General features: G+C 65.7%; 21 protein-coding genes. 9 read left to right on the forward strand and 12 right to left on the reverse strand.

What is annotated here, in order from left to right:
- Positions 1-9 precede the first annotated feature (9 nt).
- Both QX039_RS11980 and QX039_RS11985 read left to right on the forward strand, forming a co-directional pair.
- A complete protein-coding gene (locus QX039_RS11980) occupies positions 10-465 on the forward strand; it encodes a hypothetical protein (RefSeq protein ID WP_315771246.1) in 456 nt (151 codons plus the stop codon).
- A 491-nt stretch (positions 466-956) separates the two neighbouring features.
- A complete protein-coding gene (locus QX039_RS11985; protein ID WP_315771248.1) occupies positions 957-1,952 on the forward strand; it encodes a TorF family putative porin in 996 nt (331 codons plus the stop codon).
- A 305-nt stretch (positions 1,953-2,257) separates the two neighbouring features.
- Here the strand turns inward: QX039_RS11985 and QX039_RS11990 are convergent, their stop codons facing one another.
- The gene (locus QX039_RS11990) at positions 2,258-4,018 is read right to left on the reverse strand and encodes an ABC transporter ATP-binding protein/permease (RefSeq protein ID WP_315771249.1); all 1,761 of its coding nucleotides are present in this window, start codon (positions 4,016-4,018) and stop codon (positions 2,258-2,260) included.
- A gap of 321 nt (positions 4,019-4,339) precedes the next feature.
- Here QX039_RS11990 and QX039_RS11995 point away from each other — a divergent pair, with 321 nt between their 5' ends.
- Positions 4,340-6,004, forward strand: a complete 1,665-nt coding sequence (locus QX039_RS11995) for an L-lactate permease (RefSeq protein WP_315736551.1) — start codon at positions 4,340-4,342, stop codon at positions 6,002-6,004.
- A gap of 149 nt (positions 6,005-6,153) precedes the next feature.
- A complete protein-coding gene (locus QX039_RS12000; protein ID WP_315736552.1) occupies positions 6,154-6,561 on the forward strand; it encodes an META domain-containing protein in 408 nt (135 codons plus the stop codon).
- 329 nt (positions 6,562-6,890) lie between these two features.
- On the opposite strand, the gene QX039_RS12005 is transcribed toward QX039_RS12000, so the two are convergent.
- The 3 genes from QX039_RS12005 to groES form a co-directional block, all read right to left on the reverse strand.
- Positions 6,891-8,081: a hypothetical protein gene (locus QX039_RS12005; protein ID WP_315736553.1), complete on the reverse strand. Its 1,191-nt coding sequence runs from the start codon at positions 8,079-8,081 to the stop codon at positions 6,891-6,893.
- A 142-nt stretch (positions 8,082-8,223) separates the two neighbouring features.
- Positions 8,224-9,867, reverse strand: coding sequence for a chaperonin GroEL (gene groL, locus QX039_RS12010; protein ID WP_315736554.1), 1,644 nt, complete (start codon positions 9,865-9,867; stop codon positions 8,224-8,226).
- 121 nt (positions 9,868-9,988) lie between these two features.
- A complete protein-coding gene (groES, locus tag QX039_RS12015) occupies positions 9,989-10,285 on the reverse strand; it encodes a co-chaperone GroES (RefSeq protein ID WP_008961387.1) in 297 nt (98 codons plus the stop codon).
- A 332-nt stretch (positions 10,286-10,617) separates the two neighbouring features.
- Between groES and QX039_RS12020 the strand changes: the two genes are divergently transcribed.
- The gene (locus tag QX039_RS12020) at positions 10,618-11,124 is read left to right on the forward strand and encodes a hypothetical protein (protein ID WP_315736555.1); all 507 of its coding nucleotides are present in this window, start codon (positions 10,618-10,620) and stop codon (positions 11,122-11,124) included.
- 140 nt (positions 11,125-11,264) lie between these two features.
- On the opposite strand, the gene QX039_RS12025 is transcribed toward QX039_RS12020, so the two are convergent.
- A complete protein-coding gene (locus QX039_RS12025) occupies positions 11,265-12,044 on the reverse strand; it encodes a protein phosphatase CheZ (protein WP_315736556.1) in 780 nt (259 codons plus the stop codon).
- Between the two features lie 307 nt (positions 12,045-12,351).
- Here QX039_RS12025 and QX039_RS12030 point away from each other — a divergent pair, with 307 nt between their 5' ends.
- On the forward strand, positions 12,352-13,143 hold the full coding sequence (locus QX039_RS12030; protein WP_315736557.1) for a L,D-transpeptidase: 792 nt from the start codon (positions 12,352-12,354) through the stop codon (positions 13,141-13,143).
- A gap of 89 nt (positions 13,144-13,232) precedes the next feature.
- Here the strand turns inward: QX039_RS12030 and QX039_RS12035 are convergent, their stop codons facing one another.
- The 6 genes from QX039_RS12035 to QX039_RS12060 form a co-directional block, all read right to left on the reverse strand.
- Entirely contained in the window at positions 13,233-14,033 is an 801-nt protein-coding gene (locus tag QX039_RS12035) for a DUF2076 domain-containing protein (protein WP_315736558.1), read from the reverse strand.
- Positions 14,034-14,256: 223 nt separating this feature from the next.
- Complete coding sequence (locus tag QX039_RS12040; RefSeq protein ID WP_315736559.1) at positions 14,257-15,099, reverse strand: ChbG/HpnK family deacetylase; 843 nt, start codon at positions 15,097-15,099, stop codon at positions 14,257-14,259.
- Positions 15,096-16,139, reverse strand: coding sequence for a glycosyltransferase family 2 protein (locus QX039_RS12045; RefSeq protein ID WP_315736560.1), 1,044 nt, complete (start codon positions 16,137-16,139; stop codon positions 15,096-15,098). The genes QX039_RS12040 and QX039_RS12045 overlap by 4 nt, the downstream gene beginning before the upstream one ends.
- 70 nt (positions 16,140-16,209) lie before the next feature.
- A complete protein-coding gene (hisG, locus tag QX039_RS12050; RefSeq protein ID WP_315736561.1) occupies positions 16,210-17,187 on the reverse strand; it encodes an ATP phosphoribosyltransferase in 978 nt (325 codons plus the stop codon).
- Positions 17,184-18,344, reverse strand: coding sequence for an ATP phosphoribosyltransferase regulatory subunit (locus QX039_RS12055; protein ID WP_315736562.1), 1,161 nt, complete (start codon positions 18,342-18,344; stop codon positions 17,184-17,186). The genes hisG and QX039_RS12055 overlap by 4 nt, the downstream gene beginning before the upstream one ends.
- A gap of 117 nt (positions 18,345-18,461) precedes the next feature.
- The gene (locus tag QX039_RS12060) at positions 18,462-19,214 is read right to left on the reverse strand and encodes a 16S rRNA (uracil(1498)-N(3))-methyltransferase (protein ID WP_315736563.1); all 753 of its coding nucleotides are present in this window, start codon (positions 19,212-19,214) and stop codon (positions 18,462-18,464) included.
- Positions 19,215-19,423: 209 nt separating this feature from the next.
- On the opposite strand from QX039_RS12060, the gene QX039_RS12065 reads away from it, so the two are divergent.
- From QX039_RS12065 to ubiA, 3 genes are all read left to right on the forward strand, one after another.
- On the forward strand, positions 19,424-19,843 hold the full coding sequence (locus QX039_RS12065; protein WP_315736564.1) for a hypothetical protein: 420 nt from the start codon (positions 19,424-19,426) through the stop codon (positions 19,841-19,843).
- 283 nt (positions 19,844-20,126) lie between these two features.
- Positions 20,127-20,780, forward strand: coding sequence for a hypothetical protein (locus tag QX039_RS12070; RefSeq protein ID WP_315737057.1), 654 nt, complete (start codon positions 20,127-20,129; stop codon positions 20,778-20,780).
- On the forward strand, positions 20,777-21,709 hold the full coding sequence (ubiA, locus tag QX039_RS12075) for a 4-hydroxybenzoate octaprenyltransferase (protein WP_315736565.1): 933 nt from the start codon (positions 20,777-20,779) through the stop codon (positions 21,707-21,709). Before QX039_RS12070 ends, ubiA begins: the two co-directional genes overlap by 4 nt.
- Here ubiA and QX039_RS12080 read toward each other — a convergent pair whose 3' ends face one another.
- Entirely contained in the window at positions 21,710-22,234 is a 525-nt protein-coding gene (locus QX039_RS12080; RefSeq protein WP_315736566.1) for a DUF6101 family protein, read from the reverse strand.
- Positions 22,235-22,465 lie beyond the last annotated feature (231 nt).

Below are 22,465 nucleotides of genomic sequence, written 5' to 3' on the forward strand. Positions count from 1 at the left end.
GGGTTTCTGATGGCGAAGGACAAGAAGGCGAAGAAGGACAAGAAAGAGAAGAAGAAGCTGATGGCGCAGGCCAAGACAGCCAAGAAGGCGACGAAGAAGTCCGCCAAGAAGGCTGCCAAGAAGTCCGCAAAAAAGGCTTCCAAGAAGGCTGCAAAGGCGCCGGCCAAGAAGGCGAAGAAGACCGTGAAGGCCGCGGCGAAGAAGGCGGCCAAGAGCCCGGCCAAGGCTCCTGCCAAGAAGGCTGCTGCGAAGAAGGCTCCTGCCAAGAAGGCCAAGACGTCGGCCGCGAAGGCTCCCGCTGCGCCGAAGAAGAAGGCCGCCAAGAAGCGGGCCCCCAAGATGGCTCCTCTGGTCGAAACCCCCGAAGTGAGCGCAACCGAATCGGCTGCCGAAACCAGTTGGGCGATGCCGAGCGTGGCACCCGAGGCGCACGAGGACGGAGAGGGGACTGCCTCCGGAAGCTGATCTTTCCGGATCGGATCGTTCTCACCACCGAGCGAATTCACATCGGGAGGCCGCGGCGGCAACGCTGCGGCCTTCTCGTTTGTTGTTGCCTCCGTCTGTTGCCACCGTCTGTTGGCTCTGTTTTGGCTGGCCGTTTTGTCGATCTGCTCGTCGCCAGCGTCGCCCCCGCAGATCTACGGCCGGGCGAATCCGATCCCGGTGCACTGCGCCATTTCGCTTGCGGCACGACAAGTCAGCGTGCCGGCACACCCGAATGTGCGTCCTGGGCTGCTCTAGGACACGGAGATTTGTTGTTCAAATGCAACACGCGCTGACTACCTGCCGTGGAATTGTCGAAACGCCCAAAAAGGCGGCAGATGCCGCGCTTTTTTGCTTCACCTGCGGCGAGACCCTGGCACAAATTGCGTCTGGATGACGCAGCCGGTCTTGTTTGTGCCCTGGGGGGCCAATGTGGGGCAGGCTTTTTTCGAAATAGGGTGATGGGGATCGTCATGAAAAAGTGGGCTTTGCTGGCAACGGCGCTGGCAATGGTTTCGGGATCGGCTTCGGCGGCGGACATGGCGGTCAAGGCCTATAAGGCTCCGCCCCCGGTCGCGTTTGAACCGTGGGATATCGCGTTCGGCGCGGCGATCATGAACGACTACGTCTTCCGCGGCATCACCCAGTCGAACCACAAGCCGTCGGTCGCCGCCTATTTCGAGCCGCGCTTCAACGTCAACAAGGACCTGCAGTTCTACGTCGGCGTCGCTGGCGAGAGCATCTCCTTCCCGAACCGGGCTGCGGCCGAGATCGATATCTACGGCGGTATCCGCCCGACCTTCGGCGCCTTCGCCTTCGACATCGGCGTCTGGGGCTACCTGTATCCAGGCGGCACCTGCTATTACGGCGGCGGCGCCACGACGGACTTCGCCGGCCGCGCGCTGAGCGCCGAGTGCCAGGCCAACACCTTGACGAACTTCAACACCATGAAGAAGGACGTCAGCTTCTTCGAGGTCTACGGCAAGGGCACCTATACGGTGAACGACAACTGGTCGTTCGGCGTCACCGAATTCTATACCCCGAGCTTCCTGAACTCCGGCGCCTGGGGCAACTACGCCTCGGTCACCGGCAAGTATACCGCTCCGAGCACCCTGTTTGGATCGAGCGGCGTCGGCATGTACGTCTCGGGTGAGTTCGGTCGCCAGTGGTTCGGTACCACCGACAGCTTCTACGGCACCGCGGCCTTCCCGAACGGCATCCACTACGCCGACTACAACACCTGGAACCTCGGCGTCGGCTTCACCTACAAGGTGTTCACGCTGGATCTGCGCTACTCCGACACCAACCTGTCGAAGGGCAATTGCAACGCCTTCACTGGCGACTTCACCGCCAGCGGCACCACCAACGTCACCGCGATCAACCCGGGTGGCCTGGGCTCGAAGTGGTGCGGTGCGACCGGCATCGCCAAGCTCTCGGTCGACCTGACGGCGATGACCAACCTGAAGTAATCGTCCCAAGGCGGATCGAAATTCCTGACGAGGGCGGCAGAGCAATCTGCCGCCCTTCTGCTTTGGTGACAGCAGCTCGCCGTGGTCGCTCGGGCGTCTTGCCGTCCTTCTGGAACGCCATCTTCTGGATCGCCATCTTCTGGATCGCGATGGCTCGGACGCCGCCCGGGCAATTGGACTTCTCATCATGGGCGCAGGGGCGCGATGAGATCCCTGGCGGCGCCCTCGGGACAATGGGCTGGGTTCGGGGCGGATCTCTCAGACCCCTTGCCGCGTCTCCATTCCATGAGGGCGCGGCGCTCGCTTCAGTTGCCTCCACCCGCGGTCGCGTCGGCAGCCTTCTCAGTCTGCCGCAGCGCGAACCGGTCGCCATCCCGAATCAGCTCGACCTTCCGATCATGGAACTCGTGCAGGGTCGAGCGGTGGCCGATCGAGACGACGGTGGTCTGCGGCAGGCGTTCGGCCATGACCCGATACAGCCTCGCTTCGCTCGGCTCGTCCAGCGACGCCGTGGCCTCATCGAGGAAGAGATATTGCGGCGCATGCAGCAGCGCGCGGGCAATTCCGAGCCGCTGCTGTTCGCCGAGCGACAGCATCCGATTCCAGTGCGAGTCCTCGTCCAGGCGGTCCGCAAGTTGTGGCAGACCGACGGCCACCAGCGCCTCCCTGACCTGCTCGACGCTGAACGCGTCGGCCGCTGCCGGATAGACGATCGCGGCCTTGAGCGGGCCGATCGGGAAATAGGGCCGCTGCGGCAGCATCATCAGCTTGGCATGCGCGGGCACGCTGATCGCGCCGCTGCCGAACGGCCAGACCCCGGCGATGGCGCGGAACAGCGTCGACTTGCCGGCGCCGGAAGGGCCGGTCAGCAGCGTGCGCTCGTTGTTGCCGATGCTGAACCCGTCGGCCGCGACCAGCGGCAGGCCATTGGGCAGCTTCAGCAGCAGCTGGGCGAGATCGATGCTGTCGCCGGCATGGTCGACGACATCGATCGTCTGCGGCTCGCCCGAGAGCTTGTGCGCGCTCTCGATGGACATGTCGAAGCCGTCGAGGCGGGCGACGGTCGAGCGCCAGTCGGCAAGCGTCCGGTAAGTCGTCACGAAGAACGACAGCGCGCCCTGCACCGTCGAGAAGGCGGACGCCGTCTGCATGATGCCGCCCATCTGGATCGACTTGGCGAAGTAGGCAGGCGCAACGAGCACATAGGGAAAGATCACGGCCGCCTGTGAATAGCCCGCCGTGAAGGCCGTCAGCCGCTTGGTCCGGCTCATGATCTGGTACCAGTTCTGGACGACTCGGCCGAAGCGGGTTCCGAGCTGACCCTGCTCGGCGCCTTCCCCGCGCAGCAGCGCGATCTGCTCGGAGCTCTCGCGCACCCGCACCAGGTTGAAGCGGAAGTCGGCCTCGTAGCGCTGCTGCTCGAAGTTGAGATTGACGAGCGGCGAACCGATCCAATGCGTCAGGATGGTGCCGAACACCGCATAGATCAGCGCGATCCAGACCAGGTAGCCGGGGATCGCGATGTCGGTGCCGAACAGTTGCAGCGGGGCATCGGTCGACAGCCCCCAGAGCACCACCATGAACGATGCGAGCGAGACGATCGAGCTGAGCAGCCCGATGGTGATGTTCAGCGTCTTGTCGACGAACAGCTGCACGTCGTCGGCAATGCGCTGGTCCGGGTTGTCGGCGATGTCGCCCTTGAGCTGCATGCGATAGTGCGTGGCGTTGTCCAGCCAGCGGCGCAGGTAGACGTCGGTCATCCACCGCCGCCAGCGGATCTGCAGCCATTGATTGAGATAGAGCTGGTACACGGCCAGGATGATGAAGATGGTCGCCAGCACGGCGAACACGCCGATTTCCCAGATGAAGCTGTTCCAATCATACTGCTGCAGCGCGTTGAAGAACCTGTTCTGCCACTGGTTCACCAGCACCTGGATCGCAACGAGCGACAGTTCGATCGCAATGACGGCGGCGAGCAGGATGCGGCCGGCGACCTTGTCCTCGGAGCGGAAGTAGGGAATGGCGATCCGCCAGACGGTGGCGACGGTCGAGCGCAGATTGTTCACAGAGGGGCTGCTCCTGAGAAAAGGTCTTAACGGGCTGACGAAAAACGAGAAAATCGCAGTGATTGCCGCCTGTATAGACTAAAGTCGTAATGTGGCGGGTGACCGCCGGCTTGTCGGTCGCGTGTGACAAACCGTAGCATGGGGCAGGGGAGAGGGACTGCGACCGCCGCCAGATTTCGCGAGAATTTGAGCAGAGTTGGGCGTTGCCGGTTTTGTGATCTCCTTTTCCGACCTTTGCCAGGCTTGGGGGCCTGGGCGAGGAGACCTGATCCGTCCCGCCGGACCGGGTCCAACAACAAGAACGTGGGGGGAGAAGTCACGATGTGGAATCAAATCTACGACCCGATGGGGAGCCCGGCGCTGTCGACGCTGGCCGCAGCCGTCCCAGTGGTGACGCTGCTGGTGCTGATCGCCAGCGGCAAGGTGAAGGCACATATCGCGGCGATCATCGCCGTGATCCTGACCAACCTGATCACGATCTTCGTGTTCACGATGCCGGCCAACATGTCGCTGCGCGCGACGTTTCTGGGCGTCATCACCGGCTTCTTTCCGATCGGCTGGATCGTCCTGAACGTCATCTTCCTCTACCAGGTCACGGTCTCGACCGGCCGCTTCGAGTTGCTCAAGCGCGCCATCGGCGGCGTCACGGAAGACCGGCGGCTGCAGCTGCTGCTGGTCGCCTTCTCCTTTGGCGCGTTCTTCGAGGGCGCGTCGGGCTTCGGCACACCGGTGGCGATCACCGGTGCCGTGCTGATCGGCCTCGGCTTCTCGCCGCTCGCGGCGTCCGGCCTGTCGCTGATCGCCAACACCGCCCCGGTCGCCTATGGCGCGCTGGGCACGCCGATCCAGGGCCTCGCCTCGGTCACCGGTCTCGATCCCTACATCCTCGGCGCGATGGTCGGCCGGCAGCTGCCGGTGTTCTCGCTGATCGTGCCGTTCTGGGTGATCTGGGCGTTCGCGGGCTGGAAGGGCATGAAGGACGTCTGGCCGGCGATCCTGGTCACCGCCGTCTCGTTCGCGGTCCCGCAGTTCCTGATCTCGAACTACATCAATCCGTGGATCGTCGACATCGGCGCCTCGCTGATCTCGATGGGCGCGCTGATCCTGTTCCTGAAGGTCTGGCAGCCGAGGCAGCTGTGGCTGTCGCCGGCGTTGCGCGGGCGTGACGAATCGGCCGCCACGATGACGGCGGCGAAGCCGCTGGACCGCACGCCGCTGACGCAAGCCGAGCTCTGGGGCGCGCTGCTGCCCTGGATCATCGTCTGCGTGATCATGCTGATCTGGGGCAACGGCGCCTTCAAGGCCTGGGCGAACTCGATCTTCACCTGGAACTATCCGGTGCCCGAGCTCGACAAGCTGATCAACAAGATGCCGCCGGTGGCCGCGAAGCCGACACCGGAAGGCGCGGTGTTCTCATTCACCTACCTGACCTTCACCGGCACCGGCATGCTGATCGCCGCGATCATCTCCGGCTTCCTGATGGGTGTCGGACCGGGCAAGCTGATCGCGGAATATGGCCGCACCATCCGTCTGTGCGCGATCTCGCTGATCACGATCTCGGCGATGCTGGCGATCGGCACGCTGACCCGGCTGTCCGGCGTCGACGCAACGCTCGGCCTCGCCTTCGCCGCGACCGGCGTGCTCTATCCGTTCTTCGGCACCTTGCTCGGCTGGTTGGGCGTGGCGCTGACGGGATCGGATACGGCCTCGAACGTGCTGTTCGGAAACCTGCAGAAGATCACCTCCGAGCAGCTCGGCCTGTCGCCTGTCCTGATGGCGGCCGCCAACTCATCCGGTGGTGTCATGGGCAAGATGATCGATGCGCAGTCGATCGTGGTCGCCTCGACCGCCACCAACTGGTACGGCCACGAGAGCTCGATCCTGCGCTACGTCTTCCTGCATTCGATCGTGCTGGCCTGTCTGGTCGGCCTGTTCGTCACCTTGCAGGCCTACGTCTATCCGTTCACGGCGATGGTGCTGAAGTAGCAACACCGGCAGCGACAAAGCCCCGCGCCGCAGCTGCGGCGCGGGGTTTGCTATGTTTGGAACACATTTGTGCGGGAGCCGTGGCGGCGGGGATCACGGTCGTCGCCTGGAAGGCGCAACCCTGCGTGTGATTGGTCTGAAGAGGAACGATGCAAGTGTTGAAGCGTGGCTGCGCCGTGGCGATGATGGCGTTGTCGATGTCGGGCCTGCCGCTTGCCGGCGCGTCGGCGGAGGAGTTTCCCTTCGGAATGGAGATGACGCTCGATGCGTTACCAATGCCCGGCTCGAAGCGCGTGCCGGATCTCGACATCGGCGACAACGGCGAGACCGTGCTGGAGCTCTGGTGCAAGGGCGGCAAGGGGCAGTTCTCGGTCGCCGGCAACACCATCGTGTTCATCGCCAGCAAGATCGAGGACCGCAACTGCCCGGCGGCACGCGCGCAAGCCGATGACGAGCTGATCGCGGCGCTGAGCGCGGCGACGAACTGGAAGCGTCAGGGCGACCTGATCATCTTCATCGGACCGAAGACGCTGCGCTTCCGGCTCAACACCAATTGAGCCGAGACGGGCGTATCGAAAGTCCTAGTCTTGGTCACATCGATATATCGGCATGTGGACCTCGCTGTCATGGTCCGGCACCTGGTCCTGCTTCATGCACGTTCGCGATTCCGCAGCACGCAGCTTTGAGGTCAGCCCCGCTGTCACCCTCCCCTGGAGGGGGAGGGTCGCCTCTCATGAGCGCAGCGAATGGGAGGCGGGGTGGGGTGATCTCTCCACGTGCACCGGTGCCCGCGGCGTCACCCCACCCCGCTCGCCCGCTTCGCGTGCGATCGACCCTCCCCCTCCAGGGGAGGGTGGCATCTGAGATCGCGGCGCCTGCCGTCGCCTTACTTCCAGACAGAGTTGTCCGCATCCCAGCGCTTGGCCTTGAAGGCCTTCGCCAGCTCGTCGATGGCACCGCCGTCGTCGCGGGTATCGCTTTCCTCGTCGCCGGACGATTCGTCCGACAGGATCAGCTTGGCGCTCGATGCCTCATCGACGGTGGTCGTCGTCGGGCTGCTGATCCACAGCATCAGCGCGTCCGCGCCGCCCGGCTTGTCCGCCGAGACGAGGCCGGTGACCTCGATGACGTCGGTCAGCTCGAGCGCCGGCATCAGCTGGCTCGGCCGCTTCAACGTCAGCTTCAGCTTGCCGCTGACCGGATTCCACGCCGCACTCGTCGGCCTGGCATTGTAGGTCTTGGCCAGCACGTCGGAGATGGCGCCCGCCAGCTTGTCCTTGTTGATCTTGTCACCGTCGCGCCAGTCGGCCGCCGCAAAGCGGATGGTGCGGTCCATCTCGACCGTGCCGGCGGTCCAGCCGGCGGTGACGACGCCGTTCATGGTCCGCGCCTTCGCGATCAGTGCGCCGGCTCGTTCGGGGTCGACGGTCATGCTGATGGTCTGCTCGCCCGCGCGCAGTGCGTCGCAGCTCACGATGAGGCTCGACAGCGAAACTTCGACGTTCTCGCCCTTCAGGCTCTTGAGGAAGTCGGTCACCGCGTCGAGCTTGAGCCGGACCGAGACCGCCTCGGGCGAGACGTCGGTGAAGTCCTTCGGCTGGGCGCTGATGCCGTCGTCGCTCGACTGGCTCTCCTGGAACTCTTTCTCGCTGACGTCGGAATTGTCGGTCGACGCCACCTCGGTGACGGTCTTGCCGATCGCGATCTGTCCGCGGAACTCGAACGTGTCGCCGGTCGGCTTGCGATTCAGCTTCACCGTGACCGGCTCCTTGGCGCCGTTGCTCTGGGTCGCACCGGTCAAGGTCTGGCCATTGACGGTGAGGCTGACCACGAAGCGGTCCTTGCGATCCGAATTCTTTGCGACGGGATAGCAGACGTCGAGCGTGGCGGCGGTGACGGTCTTGCCCTGGCGCGTCTCCTTCAGGATCACGTCGGCATTGCCGTCCATCAGGCCGTCGATCGCGGTGAAATACCGAGTCTCGTTGGCGGGGGCCTTGGTCCCGCTCTTGCTCTGGGCCCAACCGAGTTCCGGCGCGGCCGCTGCAATCACGGCCAGCGCAAGCAAAATCGCGCGCATCTGAAAATCCTTGTGGGGGCAGAATCGGCCTTAAGCTGTAGCGCCGATTTGCGATCGCTGCACCCCCGGGCGCGGACACTCGGCCAAAAAGAAGGCCGCCCGGAGGCGGCCTTCCTGAACGTCTCGGTGATGCAAGGGGGGCTCAGAAGCCCATGCCGCCCATTCCACCCATGCCGCCGCCGGCCGGCATCGCGGGAGCTGCGTCCTTCGGCAGCTCGGCGACCATCGCCTCGGTGGTGACCAGGAGGCCGGCGACCGACGAGGCGTCCTGCAGCGCGGTGCGGACCACCTTGGCCGGGTCGATGATGCCCTTGGCGACCATGTCGACATAATCTTCGGTCTGGGCGTCGAAGCCGAAGGTCTCGGACTTCTCGTCCAGGATCTTGCCGACCACGATCGAGCCTTCGACGCCGGCGTTCTCGGAGATTTGGCGAATCGGAGCCTCGAGCGCCTTCAGCACGATGTTGATGCCGGCCTGGACGTCCGAATTGGCGTTGGTGATGCGGCCGACCGCCTTCTTGGCGCGCAGCAGCGCCACGCCGCCGCCGGGGACGATGCCTTCCTGCACCGCAGCGCGGGTCGCGTTGAGGGCGTCCTCGACGCGGTCCTTCTTCTCCTTGACCTCGATCTCGGTCGCGCCGCCGACGCGGATCACCGCGACGCCGCCGGCGAGCTTGGCCAGACGCTCCTGCAGCTTCTCACGGTCGTAGTCCGAGGTGGTCTCCTCGATCTGCGCCTTGATCTGGCCGACGCGCGACTCGATGTCGGCCTTCTTGCCGGCGCCGTTGACGATCGTGGTGTTCTCCTTGTCGATCACGACCTTCTTGGCGCGGCCGAGCATCTTCACCGTGACGTTCTCGAGCTTCATGCCGAGATCTTCCGAGATCAACTGACCGCCGGTCAGGATCGCGATGTCCTCGAGCATCGCCTTGCGGCGATCACCGAAGCCCGGCGCCTTGACGGCGGCAACCTTGAGGCCGCCGCGCAGGCGGTTGACGACCAGCGTCGCCAGCGCCTCGCCCTCGACGTCCTCGGCGATGATCAGCAGCGGACGGCCCGACTGTACCACGGCTTCGAGCACCGGCAGCATGGCCTGCAGGCCGGACAGCTTCTTCTCGTGCAAGAGCACGTAGACGTCGTCGAGCTCGGCGGTCATCTTCTCGGCGTTGGTGACGAAGTAGGGCGAGAGATAGCCGCGGTCGAACTTCATGCCTTCGACGATGTCGACCTCGGTATCGAGCGACTTGTTCTCCTCGACCGTGATGACGCCCTCGTTGCCGACCTTCTGCATCGCCTGGGCGATCATCTTGCCGATCGCGGCGTCGCCATTGGCGGAGATGGTGCCGACCTGGGCGACCTCGGAGGACGAGGCGACCGGCTTGGCACGCTTCTCGATGTCCTTGATCACGGCGGCCACCGCGATGTCGATGCCGCGCTTGAGGTCCATCGGGTTCATTCCGGCGGCAACCGCCTTGGCGCCCTCGCGCACGATGGCCTGGGCCAGCACGGTCGCGGTGGTGGTGCCGTCACCGGCGGTGTCGTTGGTCTTGGAGGCGACCTCGCGCAGCATCTGCGCGCCCATGTTCTCGAACTTGTCCTCCAGCTCGATCTCCTTGGCGACGGTGACGCCGTCCTTGGTGATGCGCGGAGCGCCGAAGCTCTTCTCGATGACGACGTTGCGGCCCTTCGGGCCGAGCGTCACCTTGACGGCGTTGGCGAGAATGTCGACGCCGCGCAGCATGCGGTCGCGTGCGTCGCCAGCGAATTTGACGTCCTTGGCTGCCATTTCAAAATTCTCCTGGAGTAGACCTCGACGGCGAGGGGCGTGATCGCCCGTCTGTCGCCGGAACGAGGTTGCAGAGCATTTTCGCCCGGGGCGGCTGATCGCCGCCCCCGGCAGGTCGGGATCAGGCGACGACGCCCATGATGTCGGACTCCTTCATGATCAGGAGCTCCTCGCCGTCCAGCTTGACCTCGGTTCCGGACCACTTGCCGAACAGCACGCGGTCGCCGACCTTGACGTCGATCGGGATCAGCTTGCCGCTCTCATCACGGCCGCCCGGGCCGACGGCGACGACTTCGCCCTGCGAGGGCTTTTCCTTGGCGCTGTCGGGAATGATGATGCCGCCCTTGGTCTTCTCTTCGGCGTCGATGCGCTTAACCACGACGCGGTCGTGCAGGGGACGAAACTTCGATTTGGCCATGACGGATCCCTTTTGGGGTGCTTGGATAAGTTTGTTGCTGTCGGAGGAAATCTGAATGCGGCCACATTTGACGCCCACTTGGCGCCAACTGGCTCGCAGCCTTAGCAATCGCGCCCTCCGAGTGCTAAAGACCGCTCGGGGAAATATGGCTTGCGGCTGTTCCTGTCAAGCAACGGCCGGCAGTTAAGCCGTTCTTGAGGCTGTTAGGGGATGTTGTCCCGGGCCAGACATGTTAGTGGAGCGGCGTCGTCATCCGACGTCATTGCTCTGACGAGCGTTTTGGGTTTGGTTGCCGGACGGGGCAGCCACGATCTTGTTCCTAAGGGGATGCCATGACGAGTTCACGGTGCGCGCGGCCGGTTGCCAATCTCGCGATCGCGTCGGCGCTCACGATGCTTCTGGGAGCGTGCACGGGCTTCAGCCTGTCGCCGTCGCCCCCCATGCAGACCGAGGCGCCGGTCGAGCCCGAGGTTCCGGCGACGATCCGCCCCGAGGATCTCGTCGGCAAATGGGGCCTCGCCGCTTACAACAACCCCAACGACCGTCCGCGCACCGAGAAGATGGCGTTGGCGCAGTGCAAACAGCCCTATGTCATCGGGGCGGGCACGTCCGGCGGTGTCGTGATGCATCTGGCCGACCAGGCGACTCCCCAGGAGCTGCGCCTGAAGGGCTCGGCCAGCGGCAAGAACTATATCGGCCCGGCCGGACCGCCCGGCGGCGAGCAGGACCGCGAGGTCGTCTCCTTTGACGGCCGTGTGCTGATCACCCGCTTCGTCGACAAGGATGCGGCGACCCGTTACCAGACGATGGTCTACGTCCGCTGCGGACCGCGCGCCTGAGATCCGGGCGAAGCCCTCGCGACAAGCCCCGGCCACACCCAAAAGCCAAACGAAAAACGCCGGCGAAAGCGCCGGCGTTTTGCTTGGTGCTGCTCGGTGCCGTCCCTGGCCGGCGTGGCCGCCGGTCAGGCAGGATGAGCTCAGTTGAACATTGCGTCGATGTCGTCCTGCGAGGCGTGGCCGACGTCGCCGTCCGCCTTCGGGCCGTTCAGCAGCCGGGCGTCGCCCTCGCGGTGGTCGACGATCGGCGGCGTATGCGCCTTGATGGCGTCGACGCCGCCCCAGATGTCCATCATCACCACGATATGGTGCTCGATGAACTTCATCGTGGTCATGACCTTGTTGATGCGCTGGCCGGTCAGGTCCTGGAAGTTGCAGGCCTCGAAGATCGAGACCACCCGCTCCTGGATCTCTTCGCTCAGGATCTTCTGCTGGTCGGCCGAGTCCACCTTGGACAGCGCGCTGGCGGCCTGGTCGATCGCCTCCGCGGCTTCGAGGATCTGCTGCGTCGCCTGCTCGGTGCCGCCGACGACCGCGCCGAGCTCGCCGTTGACCTTGGCCATCTCCTCGCCGTTGAAGCTCTTGGCATGGAGGGTCGCGATCTCGCCCTTGGTGCGGTTGATCGCGTCGTGGATCAGGTCGAGCTCGACCTTGAGTTTTTCGCACTGCTCGATCTGGGCACGATAGGTCTCGAGCAGCGCGCGCGCTTCGGCGACCTCGCGTGCGGCGGACTCTTCGATGGCGGCGTTCGCCGTGTTGCTGCCGCCGCTGCGGATCGCATTGGCCATCTGGGAGCGGATCGCGCGGAGCTCGTCCATGATTTCCTTGTGGTTGGGGCCGATCTCGCCACCCACGAATTCAGGCTCCGGCATATGGCCGACGATTGCTTCTTCGATACGGAAACGCTTGCGAACAGCCATGATAGTATCCCTGACCTTTTGCTCGGATCAGTTCTACGCAAAGGCTATTTAACATCGCGTTCACGCCAGGAACCGCCGTTGAGCAACGCTGGCGTGCATCGTGCGTCAACGATTAACCATGCGCCAGCGGCCTTCACGCAAAATAAACGCTAGCGATCAAAACCGCCGACGTATGCAGCGATGGTAAATCCCGGCGCCTCCCGCGTTTACCAAAGCGATCGGGTTTTGCTCTTTATTGACGATACGCGGCGGCGCATTTGCCTCGCGCGATGAACAGTCTTCAGACGAAACAGTACAGAGTACGTCGATGTTCAAATCAGTATCCGCAGCGCTGCTGGCCGGCGCATGCGTTTTCCATGCAGGTCTGGGCCGCGCCGCGGCCCAGGGATTTCAGCAGCCGACCGTGATCTATAGCGGCCCGCCGCAGCAGTCCGCGCCGGTGCGCACCGCCTATGTCGAACGCTCGCGCATGGGCGGCGGCTTCATCGAATTCCTGTTCGGGGATCCGCAAGGCGGCCGCGGCGCGCCTCCGCCGGGACAGCCGATGTACCAGCAGCAGCCGTCCTACTACGAGCCGCAGCGGCTGGCGCCGGGCATGGTCCCGCAGCAGGGATTGCCGGATGAGGAGGCCTATGAGCAGACGCAGCGGCCACTCGATCCGAAATACGAGAAACAGATCGTTGACTATGACGGCAAAGAACGGCCGGGCACGATCGTCATCGATACGCCGAACAAGTTCCTCTATCTGGTCCAGGGCGAGGGCAGGGCGCTCCGCTATGGCATCGGCGTCGGTCGCCCCGGCTTCACCTGGTCGGGCGTGAAGACGATCTCGGCCAAGCGCGAATGGCCGGACTGGACGCCGCCGCCGGAGATGCTCGCGCGCCGGCCCGACCTGCCGCGGCACATGGAGGGCGGACCGCAGAACCCGCTCGGCGCACGCGCGATGTATCTCGGCTCGTCGCTGTATCGGATCCACGGTTCGAACGAGCCATGGACGATCGGCACCAACGTCTCGTCAGGATGTATCCGGATGCGCAACGAGGACGTCATCGACCTCTATGGCCGCGTGAACGTCGGTGCCCGGGTCATCGTGCTCTGACGACCGCCGCTGCGCGACATCAGCAACTGAAAAAGGCCGCCCGTGGAGGGCGGCCTTTGCATTTTTGAGTTGGCTGCGACCCGGGAGCTTCACGCGTAGTCGCTGCCACCGTCGTCGTCGCCATAGCCGTCATCGGCATCGAAGTCGGCCGCGTCGCTGTCATTGCCGCTGTCGTCATGGCTCGCCTGGTCGAACAGGCCGGCCCGGCCGCCGTCGCCGCCCGGGCGGCCGATGTCGTCGAGACCGGCATCGCGCGCCAGCGAGCCGCCGGACTGGTCGCCGCTCCACGGGCTGGCACCGCCGCCCCGCTCCTCGATGATCGTGGTGTCACCGAACGCCTGATGCGACCCGCCGCCCATCATCGAGCGGATGCCGCCGAGCAGCAGCGAGCCGCCGACCATGCCGGCCGCTGCGGCCGCCGCCGTGCCGAGGAACGAGCCGCCTCCACCGCCGAACATGCCGCCGCGCGGCTGGCCGAAGCCGCCCTGATCGTAAGGGCCGGGCTGACCGGGATAGCCGGGCTGGCCCTGGTAGCCCGGGGGTATCGCCTGGCCGCTGTTCCAGACCGGGCGGCTCTGCGAGGGCGGCGGCACGTTGGGGACCGAACCGCGGCTGCCCGAGCCGAAGATGCTGTCGCGCATCGAATCGAGGAAGCCGCCGGACTGGCCCTGCGGGGCCTGGGCGTGCTGCAGCTCCTCGATGCGGGCGTTGGCGCGCTTCAGGGCCTCGTCCTGCACCAGCACCGTCTGGACCAGCGCATAGACGGCATTGGGAGCCCGCTGCAGCGCCTGGGCGATGGCGGCGGCAGCCTCCGGATCACGCGGTGCACTCTCCAACGTGGCAAGCCGGTCGAACAGATCGTCGATGAGTTGGCGTTCTTGCGGTGTCATGTCGTTCTCCTGCCGCTTGCCTTGTTCCGGCCAAGCGCGGCCAAGATTTAGGGGGACTTTGTGGCCCGGCCAGCCGGGGCGCGGATTAAATTTCCGTATGCGACAAAGCGTCTTTGCACTTGCGAGGCGTTTCGGAAGCCGAAGGCGGACGGCATGCCTGCCTCCCTCCCACTTCGAACGCCGCCGCGCCGGGTTTTGTTCGCCGGGGCACGCGAAACATCCATCAGCCGAGCGTCACCTTGCGGCGCTCCAACAGGCCCGGAAAATGCTCGCCGGCAAGATAGGCGTGCTCATGCTCGCGCTGCACCGTCAGCGGATCGAGCTCGATGAGGACGTCATCGACGAAACCGGGGTGGCACATCACCAGCCCATGCTCGGGCAACTCGTCGAGGAAGCCATCCATCAAAGCTCCGAAGTCGGAGGCCTTGGTGAAGTCGTAGGCGCCCGCGAAGCCGGGATTGAAGGCGATCTCGGCCCGCCTGGCCTGACGGCGGAATTGCGCGCTGAGCACGTCCAGCAGCAGCGCTTTCGGTGCCGCCAGCCGCTGCATCAGGGGCAGATTGCGGCCGCCCTGGCGCACCCAGGCCGTGGGCGCAGTTTCCTTGACGGCGGCGAGAAAGCCCTCGCGCACCTGCGGATAGAGCTGGGCATGCTGGTGGCCGTCGACGAAATCGGGGGCGCGACCGAACAAATCGCCGAACGCTGCAAGCTGAACCAGGACCTCGGCACGGATCATCTCGGGATCGAGCCGGCGGGTCAGTCCGGCGCGCAGCAGCTTCGGGAAGGGCAGGAACATGCCGCCTTCCGAGGGACGGAAATGCATCGTCAGGGGCCGGAATGGCGCGGTCAGCGTGACGTGCAGGCCGATGGCGCAACGCGGGCTGTCGGACGCGACCTTGGTCAGCTCCGTCACCTCGTCGCGCCCGATCGCGGCGCCCACGGTCATCACCGAGGTTGCGTTCAGCCGACCGCGCGCGATCAGGTCTCGGATGGCGCTGTTAACCCCGGGGCTGATGCCATAGTCATCGGCGCACAGCCAGATGCGCCGGTGCGGCGTCGCGCTCATTCGGCGGCGTTCCTCTCGGCGCCGTCGCTGCGCGCATCGAGCGCTGCACGCTTCTCGCTGTGCTCGGCGACGAAGTAGATCGGCCGCGCCTTCAGCTCGGACAGGATCTTGCCGATATACTCGCCCATGATGCCGATCATGATCAGCTGCACGCCGCCGATCGTCATCAGGCCGACCATCAGCGAGGGATAGCCGGGCACCGACTTGCCGGTAGCTAAAGTCTCCCACAGGATCGAGAGGCCGAACAGAAAGGCCGCCGAGGCGAGCAGGATTCCGAGCAGACTGGCGAACCGCAGCGGGGCGACCGAGAACGAGGTCAGGCCTTCGATCGACAGGCCGAGCAGGCTGGTCAGGTTGAAGGCCGTCACGCCATGGGCACGCGCGGCAGGCTCGTAGTCGACGCGGATCTGGCGGAAGCCGATCCAGCTCGCGAGTCCTTTGAAGAAGCGGTTGCGCTCGGGCAATTGCCGCAGCGCCGCCACCGCGCGCGGCGACAGCAGCCGGAAGTCGCCGGCATCCTCCGGGATCTTCTGCCGCGCGCCCCAGTTGATGAGCGCGTAGAAGCCGTGCACGGCGACGCGGCGCAGGAACGGCTCGTTGTCGCGATGCGCCTTGGCGGTATAGACGACGTCATAGCCGTCCTTGATCCAGTGCGTGACGAGCTGCTCGACCAGGGCCGGCGGATGCTGGCCATCGCCGTCCATGAACAGCACGGCGCCGCGCCGGGCATGATCGAGGCCGGCCATCAGCGCGGCCTCCTTGCCGAAATTGCGCGACAGCGAGACGACCTGGATGTCGAGCGCATCGGCCTGCAAGGTGCGCGCAATCGCGAGCGTATTGTCGCGGCTGCCATCGTCGACATAGACGAGCTCACAGGCGAGACCGAAGCGCTGGCGCAGCGTACGGGCGAGATTATTCAGCCGCTCGTGCAGCGCCGTCAGTCCCGCGCCCTCGTTGTAGACGGGGATAACGATCGACAATCCCTGCGACGCGGCGTCGGCCGCAGTCGTGGTCAGATCCGACACGTCAGTTCCCAGCATTGCTCAGCGTCCTCGTTCTGCTACCAACATATGGTAGCTGCGCTCGCCTGTCGCTACGATGAACGGCGATTTATGATCGCAGGAAGGCCTCGAGGCGAGCAAACAGCGGATTTTCGCGGTCGAGCACATAGTCGAGCGAGGCGACCGAGACGGTCTCGGCGCCATGCGCGCGCAGAAAGCTGCCGAGCGCGTAGATCTGCGCCGGCGGGCAGTGCAGGGTGAGCATGCCGGACGAGGTCGGGCCGCCGAACGGCGCCACGACGCCGAAGCGGTTGTGCGCCTCGGTCAGCATTGCTGCGTCGCACCCTTTGAAGCGGGTGCGGACCTCGCGGTATTTGCTGGCGCGGGCGCGGGCATGGATGTGGTCGAGAATGATCCGGGCGCTCTCGCGCGGCCCCTCCGACCAGTCGGCGTCGCGGGAGGCGACCAGATTGGCCTGGCTGCGCAGGATCACGCCGTCGTCCAGCACCTTCAGCCCATTGGCGGCGAGCGTCGAGCCGGTGCTGGTGATGTCGACGATCAGCTCGGCGGTGCCCACCGCCGGCGCGCCCTCGGTGGCGCCGGCGCTCTCGACGATGCGGTAATCGACGATGCCATGGGCGGCGAAGAAGCCGCGCGTCAGGTTGATGTACTTGGTGGCGACGCGCATGCGGCGATTGTGCTGGGCGCGAAAACCGGTGGTGACGTCATCGAGATCGGCCATGGTGCGGACGTCGATCCAGGCCTGCGGCACGGCGACGACGACGTTGGCGCCGCCGAAGCCGAGCGTATCGATCAGCAGCACGCGCTTGTCGGCATCGGTGATGCTCTCGCGCACAAGATCCTCGCCGGTGACGCCGAGATGCACGGTGCCGCGCGCCAGTTGCGAGGCGATCTCACTCGCAGAGAGATAGGCGATCTCGACATTGTCGAGACCTGCGATGGTGCCGCGATAGTCGCGAGCGCCGCCGGGCTTGGACAGGTTCAATGCGGCGCGGCCGAAGAAGGCTTCGGCATTCTCCTGCAGACGTCCCTTGGAGGGAACGGCGAGGACGAGGGGGCCGCTCATGATGCTCTCCCGCGCGGGGACTTGCCGACGGCGCTGCTCTGGGCCAGGCGCTCGATCCAGATCGAGAAGCCGACGGCCGGAATCGACTCGGCGGCGCCAAGCTGGCTCAGCAGGCCGTCATAACGGCCGCCGGCGACCAGTGGCTCGTCGCCATTGCCCGGATGATGCAGTTCGAACTCGAAACCGGTGTAGTAGTCGAGGCCGCGGCCGAACGACGTGGCGAAGCGCACCTTGGTGATGTCGATGCCGCGCTGGGCCATGAAGCCGGCGCGGGCCTCGAACGTGTCGATCGCCGCTGAAATGTCGAGCTTGGCGTCGGCGGCGAGCGCGCGAAGCTGCTGGACAGCCTCGGTCGGGCTCCCGCTGATGGCGAGGAAGCGCTTGATACGGTCCAGCGCGTCACGCGGCAGCGCGCCGCTCTTGAGGGTGGACTGCTCGAGGAAGCGGTCGGCGATCTCCGCCACCGTGCGGCCGCCGACCGCCGTTGCGCCGGCAATCGACATCAGGTCGGTGACCAGGGCGAGCGCCGCCTTGCGGTCGGAGCCGGCCAAGGCGGCGAGCACCCCTTCATACTCGTTGCGCGGGGCCACCGAGGCGATCGCCAGCCGCTCGAGGTCCTGCGCCAGGGTGCGCTTGCGGTTGAAGTCCTTGGTCAGCCGCCGCCGCCATACCGGATAGAGATCGAGGGCGTCGATCAAGGCCGTGAACAACGCGACGTCGCCGGTGCGGATATCCACCGCGGCAAGGCCGGCGGTGGCGGTCGCCTCGATCGCCAGCGCCAGCATTTCGGCATCCGCGGCGGGCCGATCCTGACGGCCGAACGACTCGATGCCGGCCTGCAGGAACTCGCTCGGGCGGCCCTCGCGGTAACGAAATACTGGACCGAGATAGCTGAAGCCAGCCGGATGCCCGGCGCGGGCCGAGGCGAGGTAGTCACGGGCGACGGGAATGGTCAGGTCGGGGCGCAGGCAGAGCTCTTCGCCGGCGGCGTCGCCGGTCAGATAGAGGCTCTTGCGGATGTCCTCCCCGGAGAGATCGAGAAATGGCTCGGCCGGCTGCAGGATCGCCGGTTCGGCCCGCTCATAGCCGGCCTGGGCGAAGGATTGCAGCAGCATGTCCGCCCACGCGGCGGGTCCGGTTGGAGCGGGTCCGGTCATGTCGATCGAGTTCCAAAGTGGAGTGGGCGCCTCTGGAGGCCGCGGCTGCCCCTTAGCATGGCCGTTTGACGGTTTCGACTGCGAATGGCCGCGGCAAGCCACAATTGGCCGGATGCCTTAACCGCGGGGGCCGGTCCAGTCCCCGAGCGTCGCCTGGATCACGGCGAGGGCGGCAACGCCGGCCGTATCCGCGCGCAGGATGCGCGGGCCCAGCGCGAGTCTGATCACGTGCGGCTGGCGGAGCAGCAGCGCCCGCTCGTCGTCGGCAAAACCGCCCTCCGGTCCGATCAGCAGGTCGATGCCGGCCGGATCCTTGCCGCCGCGCAGCGCCTGCAGCGGATCGGCCAATTCGGCGGCCTCGTCGCAGAACACCAGCAGCCGCTCAGATTGCCGCTGCGCGAGGAAGCGCTCCAGCGGCACCGGGTCCTTGACTTCGGCGAGACTGAGGATGCCGCATTGTTCGGCGGCCTCGACCACGTTGGCGCGCATGCGCTCGCCATTCACGCGCGACACCTGGGTGTGACGGGTGATGACCGGCTCCAGGCGCGAGGCGCCCATCTCGACCGCCTTCTGCACCATGTAGTCCAGCCTCGCGTGCTTGAGCGGTGCGAAGACGTAGGCGATGTCCGGCAGGTGATCCTGGGGCCGGCTCTGCTGCTGGATCGTCAGGCCATCTGGCCGCTTGCGGCCCTCGATCACGGCCCGCCATTCGCCGTCGCGGCCGTTGAAGACCAGGACGTGATCGCCGGTGCCGAGACGCAGGACGTTGCCGAGATAGTTGCCCTGATTGCGGTCGAGCGCGACCGTGCCTCCCTCCTGCAGGGGTGCGTCGACGAACAGGCGCGGGGCGGTGAAGTCGTATGCGGGCATGGAGCGAAGCGGTGCCGATGATGGATGTTGCTTAACCAGACCACGCGCCGGCCGCAAAGCCGGCGGAGCCGTCACGGGGTGTTGTATCGGGTATTGGCGATGGCGCCTTTCGGCCGTGCTGTCGACAGATTTTACCGGTTCGATCCCGCCGGTCGTCCCTTGGGGACGGACATCCGACGATTCCGTGAGCCTTGAAGCGGAGAACGGCCTTGATCTTGAGACATTCGACTTGGGCGCTTGCCGCGGTCATCGTGGTGACGGTCGCCGGGCCGTCCCGGGCCGACGACAAGGCGATCGCTGCTCCGCCCCAGCAAGCGGCTCCCGCGGTGCCGGGTGGTGCCGCAGCGGCCGGCTTTCGCCCGCCCGAAACCTGCCTGAAGGAGTTCACCCCGCTGCGGGACGAGACCGCCCGCCGGGCCAAGCTGCTCAAGGCGGCGACCGAGCGGCGTTTCGCGCCCGGCGAGGCTTGCCAGCTGGTGCATGACTACGAGCTCGCCCAGACCAAGATGATCGACTACGCGGTCGCCCATGCCTCACTCTGCGGCATCCCGCCCAAGATCACCGATCAGCTGAAGGCGAATCACGAAAACACCCTGGCCGTGATGCGCAAGGTCTGCACGGCGACGTGAACCGTCCCGCCGGCCGCCGAACTGGCGACTCCGGCCTGACCAGGTGGGCGAGGGCGCCGAGTGAACGGATTTTGGGCCCCGATGTTCGGGAAGGACCTCGTTTTGGGCCTCCGCGCCGGTTGGAACCCGGCTGCGTCCCTCCGCCGCGGCTGTGATCAACTCCGCGGTTGTGCTGGACGGGCGAGAATCGTAAAAGCCCCGGATCGGATCGTGCTTTCATCCGGAAGTGTTGAGGATTCTTGGTCTTACCGGAGAACCAGCCTTGATCGTCCGCCAGTCTTTCATGCCGCTCGCCATTGCCGCCCTGGTGCTCTCCACAGGGCAGCTCTCCGCGCAGAGCTCCTTTCCCGCGCCGATGCCTGGTCAGGCCCAGACCAGCAGCTCGCCGTTTCCGCCCATCAACGGCGCGGCGCCGACCCGGGCCGCAGCTCCGGCAAGTCCGTTCCCCAGTCCAGGCGCCTCGGCGTTCGGCGGCGGTGGTGGCTTCCAGCCGGCCCCGATGGGAGCCGCGCCGCAGGGTGGCCCGCCGGAGAGCTGCATGAAGGAGTTCATTCCGCTGCGCGAGGAAGCCGAGCGTCGCGGCAAGCTGATCAAGGCCGCGAGCGACCGCAAGGCCTCGCCTGACGAGGCCTGCAAGCTGATCGCAAATTTCGGCAAGGCCGAAGTGAAGATGATCAAATATGTCGAGGCGCATTCGGCGAGCTGCGGCATTCCCCAGCAGATCGCCGATCAGCTGAAGGCCGGTCACAAGAACACCGACGCGCTGGAAAAGAAGGTCTGTGCCGTGGCGGCGCAGATGCAGTCGGGGGCCGGAAGGCCCTCCGCTCCGAGCCTGAGCGACGTCCTGGGCTCGTCGGCCGCGTTGCCTGAGGCCAACACGACCAAGAAGGGCGGATCCGCCTTCGACACCATGACCGGCAACGTTCTCACCCGATGAGCGACACGGCCGTCCGCGTTGCTGACGCGACCGGCAATTGGGTCGATACGCTGGCGCCGGTCTGGAGCCGGCCCTACCTGCGTCTCGCCCGCTTCGATCGCCCGATCGGATCGTGGCTGCTGCTGATGCCGTGCTGGTGGTCGGCCGCTCTGGCTGCTGGGATCGCCGGGAACCTATCCATGTTGCCGGCGTGGATCGGGCTCTATTTCGTCGGCGCGTTCGTCATGCGTGGCGCCGGCTGCACCTGGAACGACATCACCGACCGCGATCTCGACGCCAAGGTGGAGCGCACACGTTCGCGACCGATTCCCGCCGGTCAGGTCGGCGTGAAGCAGGCGCTCGCCTTCCTGGTGGCGCAGGCCCTGATCGGCCTGGTGGTGCTGCTGCAGTTCAACCGGTTCGCGATCGCCACCGGCATCGCCTCGTTGCTGATCGTCGCGATCTATCCGTTCATGAAGCGTGTCACCTGGTGGCCGCAGGTCGTGCTGGGTCTCGCCTTCTCGTGGGGCGCGCTGATGGGATTTGCGGTCGCGTTCGGCCGCATCGATGCCACCGCGCTGCTGCTCTACGCCGGGTCGATCTCGTGGGTGATCGCCTATGACACGATCTACGCGCATCAGGACGCCGAGGATGACGCGCTGATCGGCATCAAGTCGACCGCGCGCCTGTTTGCCGACCGCACGCATCTGGCGCTGGTCATCTTCTACAGTCTGGCCGTCATCCTGATTGGGGCCGCGTTCGCGACCGCCCACGTGCATGTCGCGGCGTGGCTCGGGCTGGCGTGTTTTGCCGCCCATCTCGGCTGGCAGATCCGGCGTCTGGATATCGCCGATCCGGCGCTGTGCCTGCGGGTGTTCAAGTCGAACCGCGATGCCGGACTGCTGCTGTTCGCAGGGCTGTTGGTCGATGCCGTGCTGCGCGCAACCTGATCAGTTGCGCGCGACGATCTCGCGCTCGCCGCGATGGATCGAGGCTGGATTGAGCTGGTAGCCGACACGGCGTCGCATCAGGAAGCGCGGGCGGCGCGAGCGGATCGCGTTGCGGCGGCGGCGGCGCGGCGTGGCCTCCCGGCGCGGGTCCTGCAACTGGGGCAGCGCGAAGGTCTCGCTCCACATCGCCCACGCAGCAACGATCTCGTTCTGGTCGTCGCTGACGCAGAGCGGGATGGTCAGGGAAGGGTCGCGGTGGACGAGCACCAGCATCACCTGTGTGTCGTCGATCTCGCGCACGCCTATGCCGAGGAAATCGCTGACGCGGAGGTTCAGGGCCATGCGCATGCCGCTGACGGCACGACGCAGGACCACGCGCTCCCGGTGCAATTCGATCTGCCGGATTCCGCCATCGGCACGGGTATCGTGCGCGCTGTACGAGACGGGCAGGGAAAGAGGGTCGAGCCGCAGGGCGCGGCCCGACCCAGCGGAATGGCTTCCGCCTGTTGCTGTTTGACGCCTCACGGCTTGGTCTCCCCGCCGGGATTATGCTCCCGGTCGATGCGTGTGACCTTGCCACGCGGATCGCCCGTATCGGCTTAACAAGCCTGGTTAATCAGATCTCACGCGTGATCCTCCTACCGTCATGATTGACAAGCGCTTGCCCCGCATGATTGACGAGACCTTGCCGATTTGCCGACAATCCGATGTGCCGTCTGCCGTCCTGCTTGAAGTCGGCGTGAACAGGCCACATTT

Source organism: Bradyrhizobium sp. SZCCHNR1043 (assembly GCF_032489675.1).
Classification (GTDB): Bacteria; Pseudomonadota; Alphaproteobacteria; order Rhizobiales; family Xanthobacteraceae; genus Bradyrhizobium.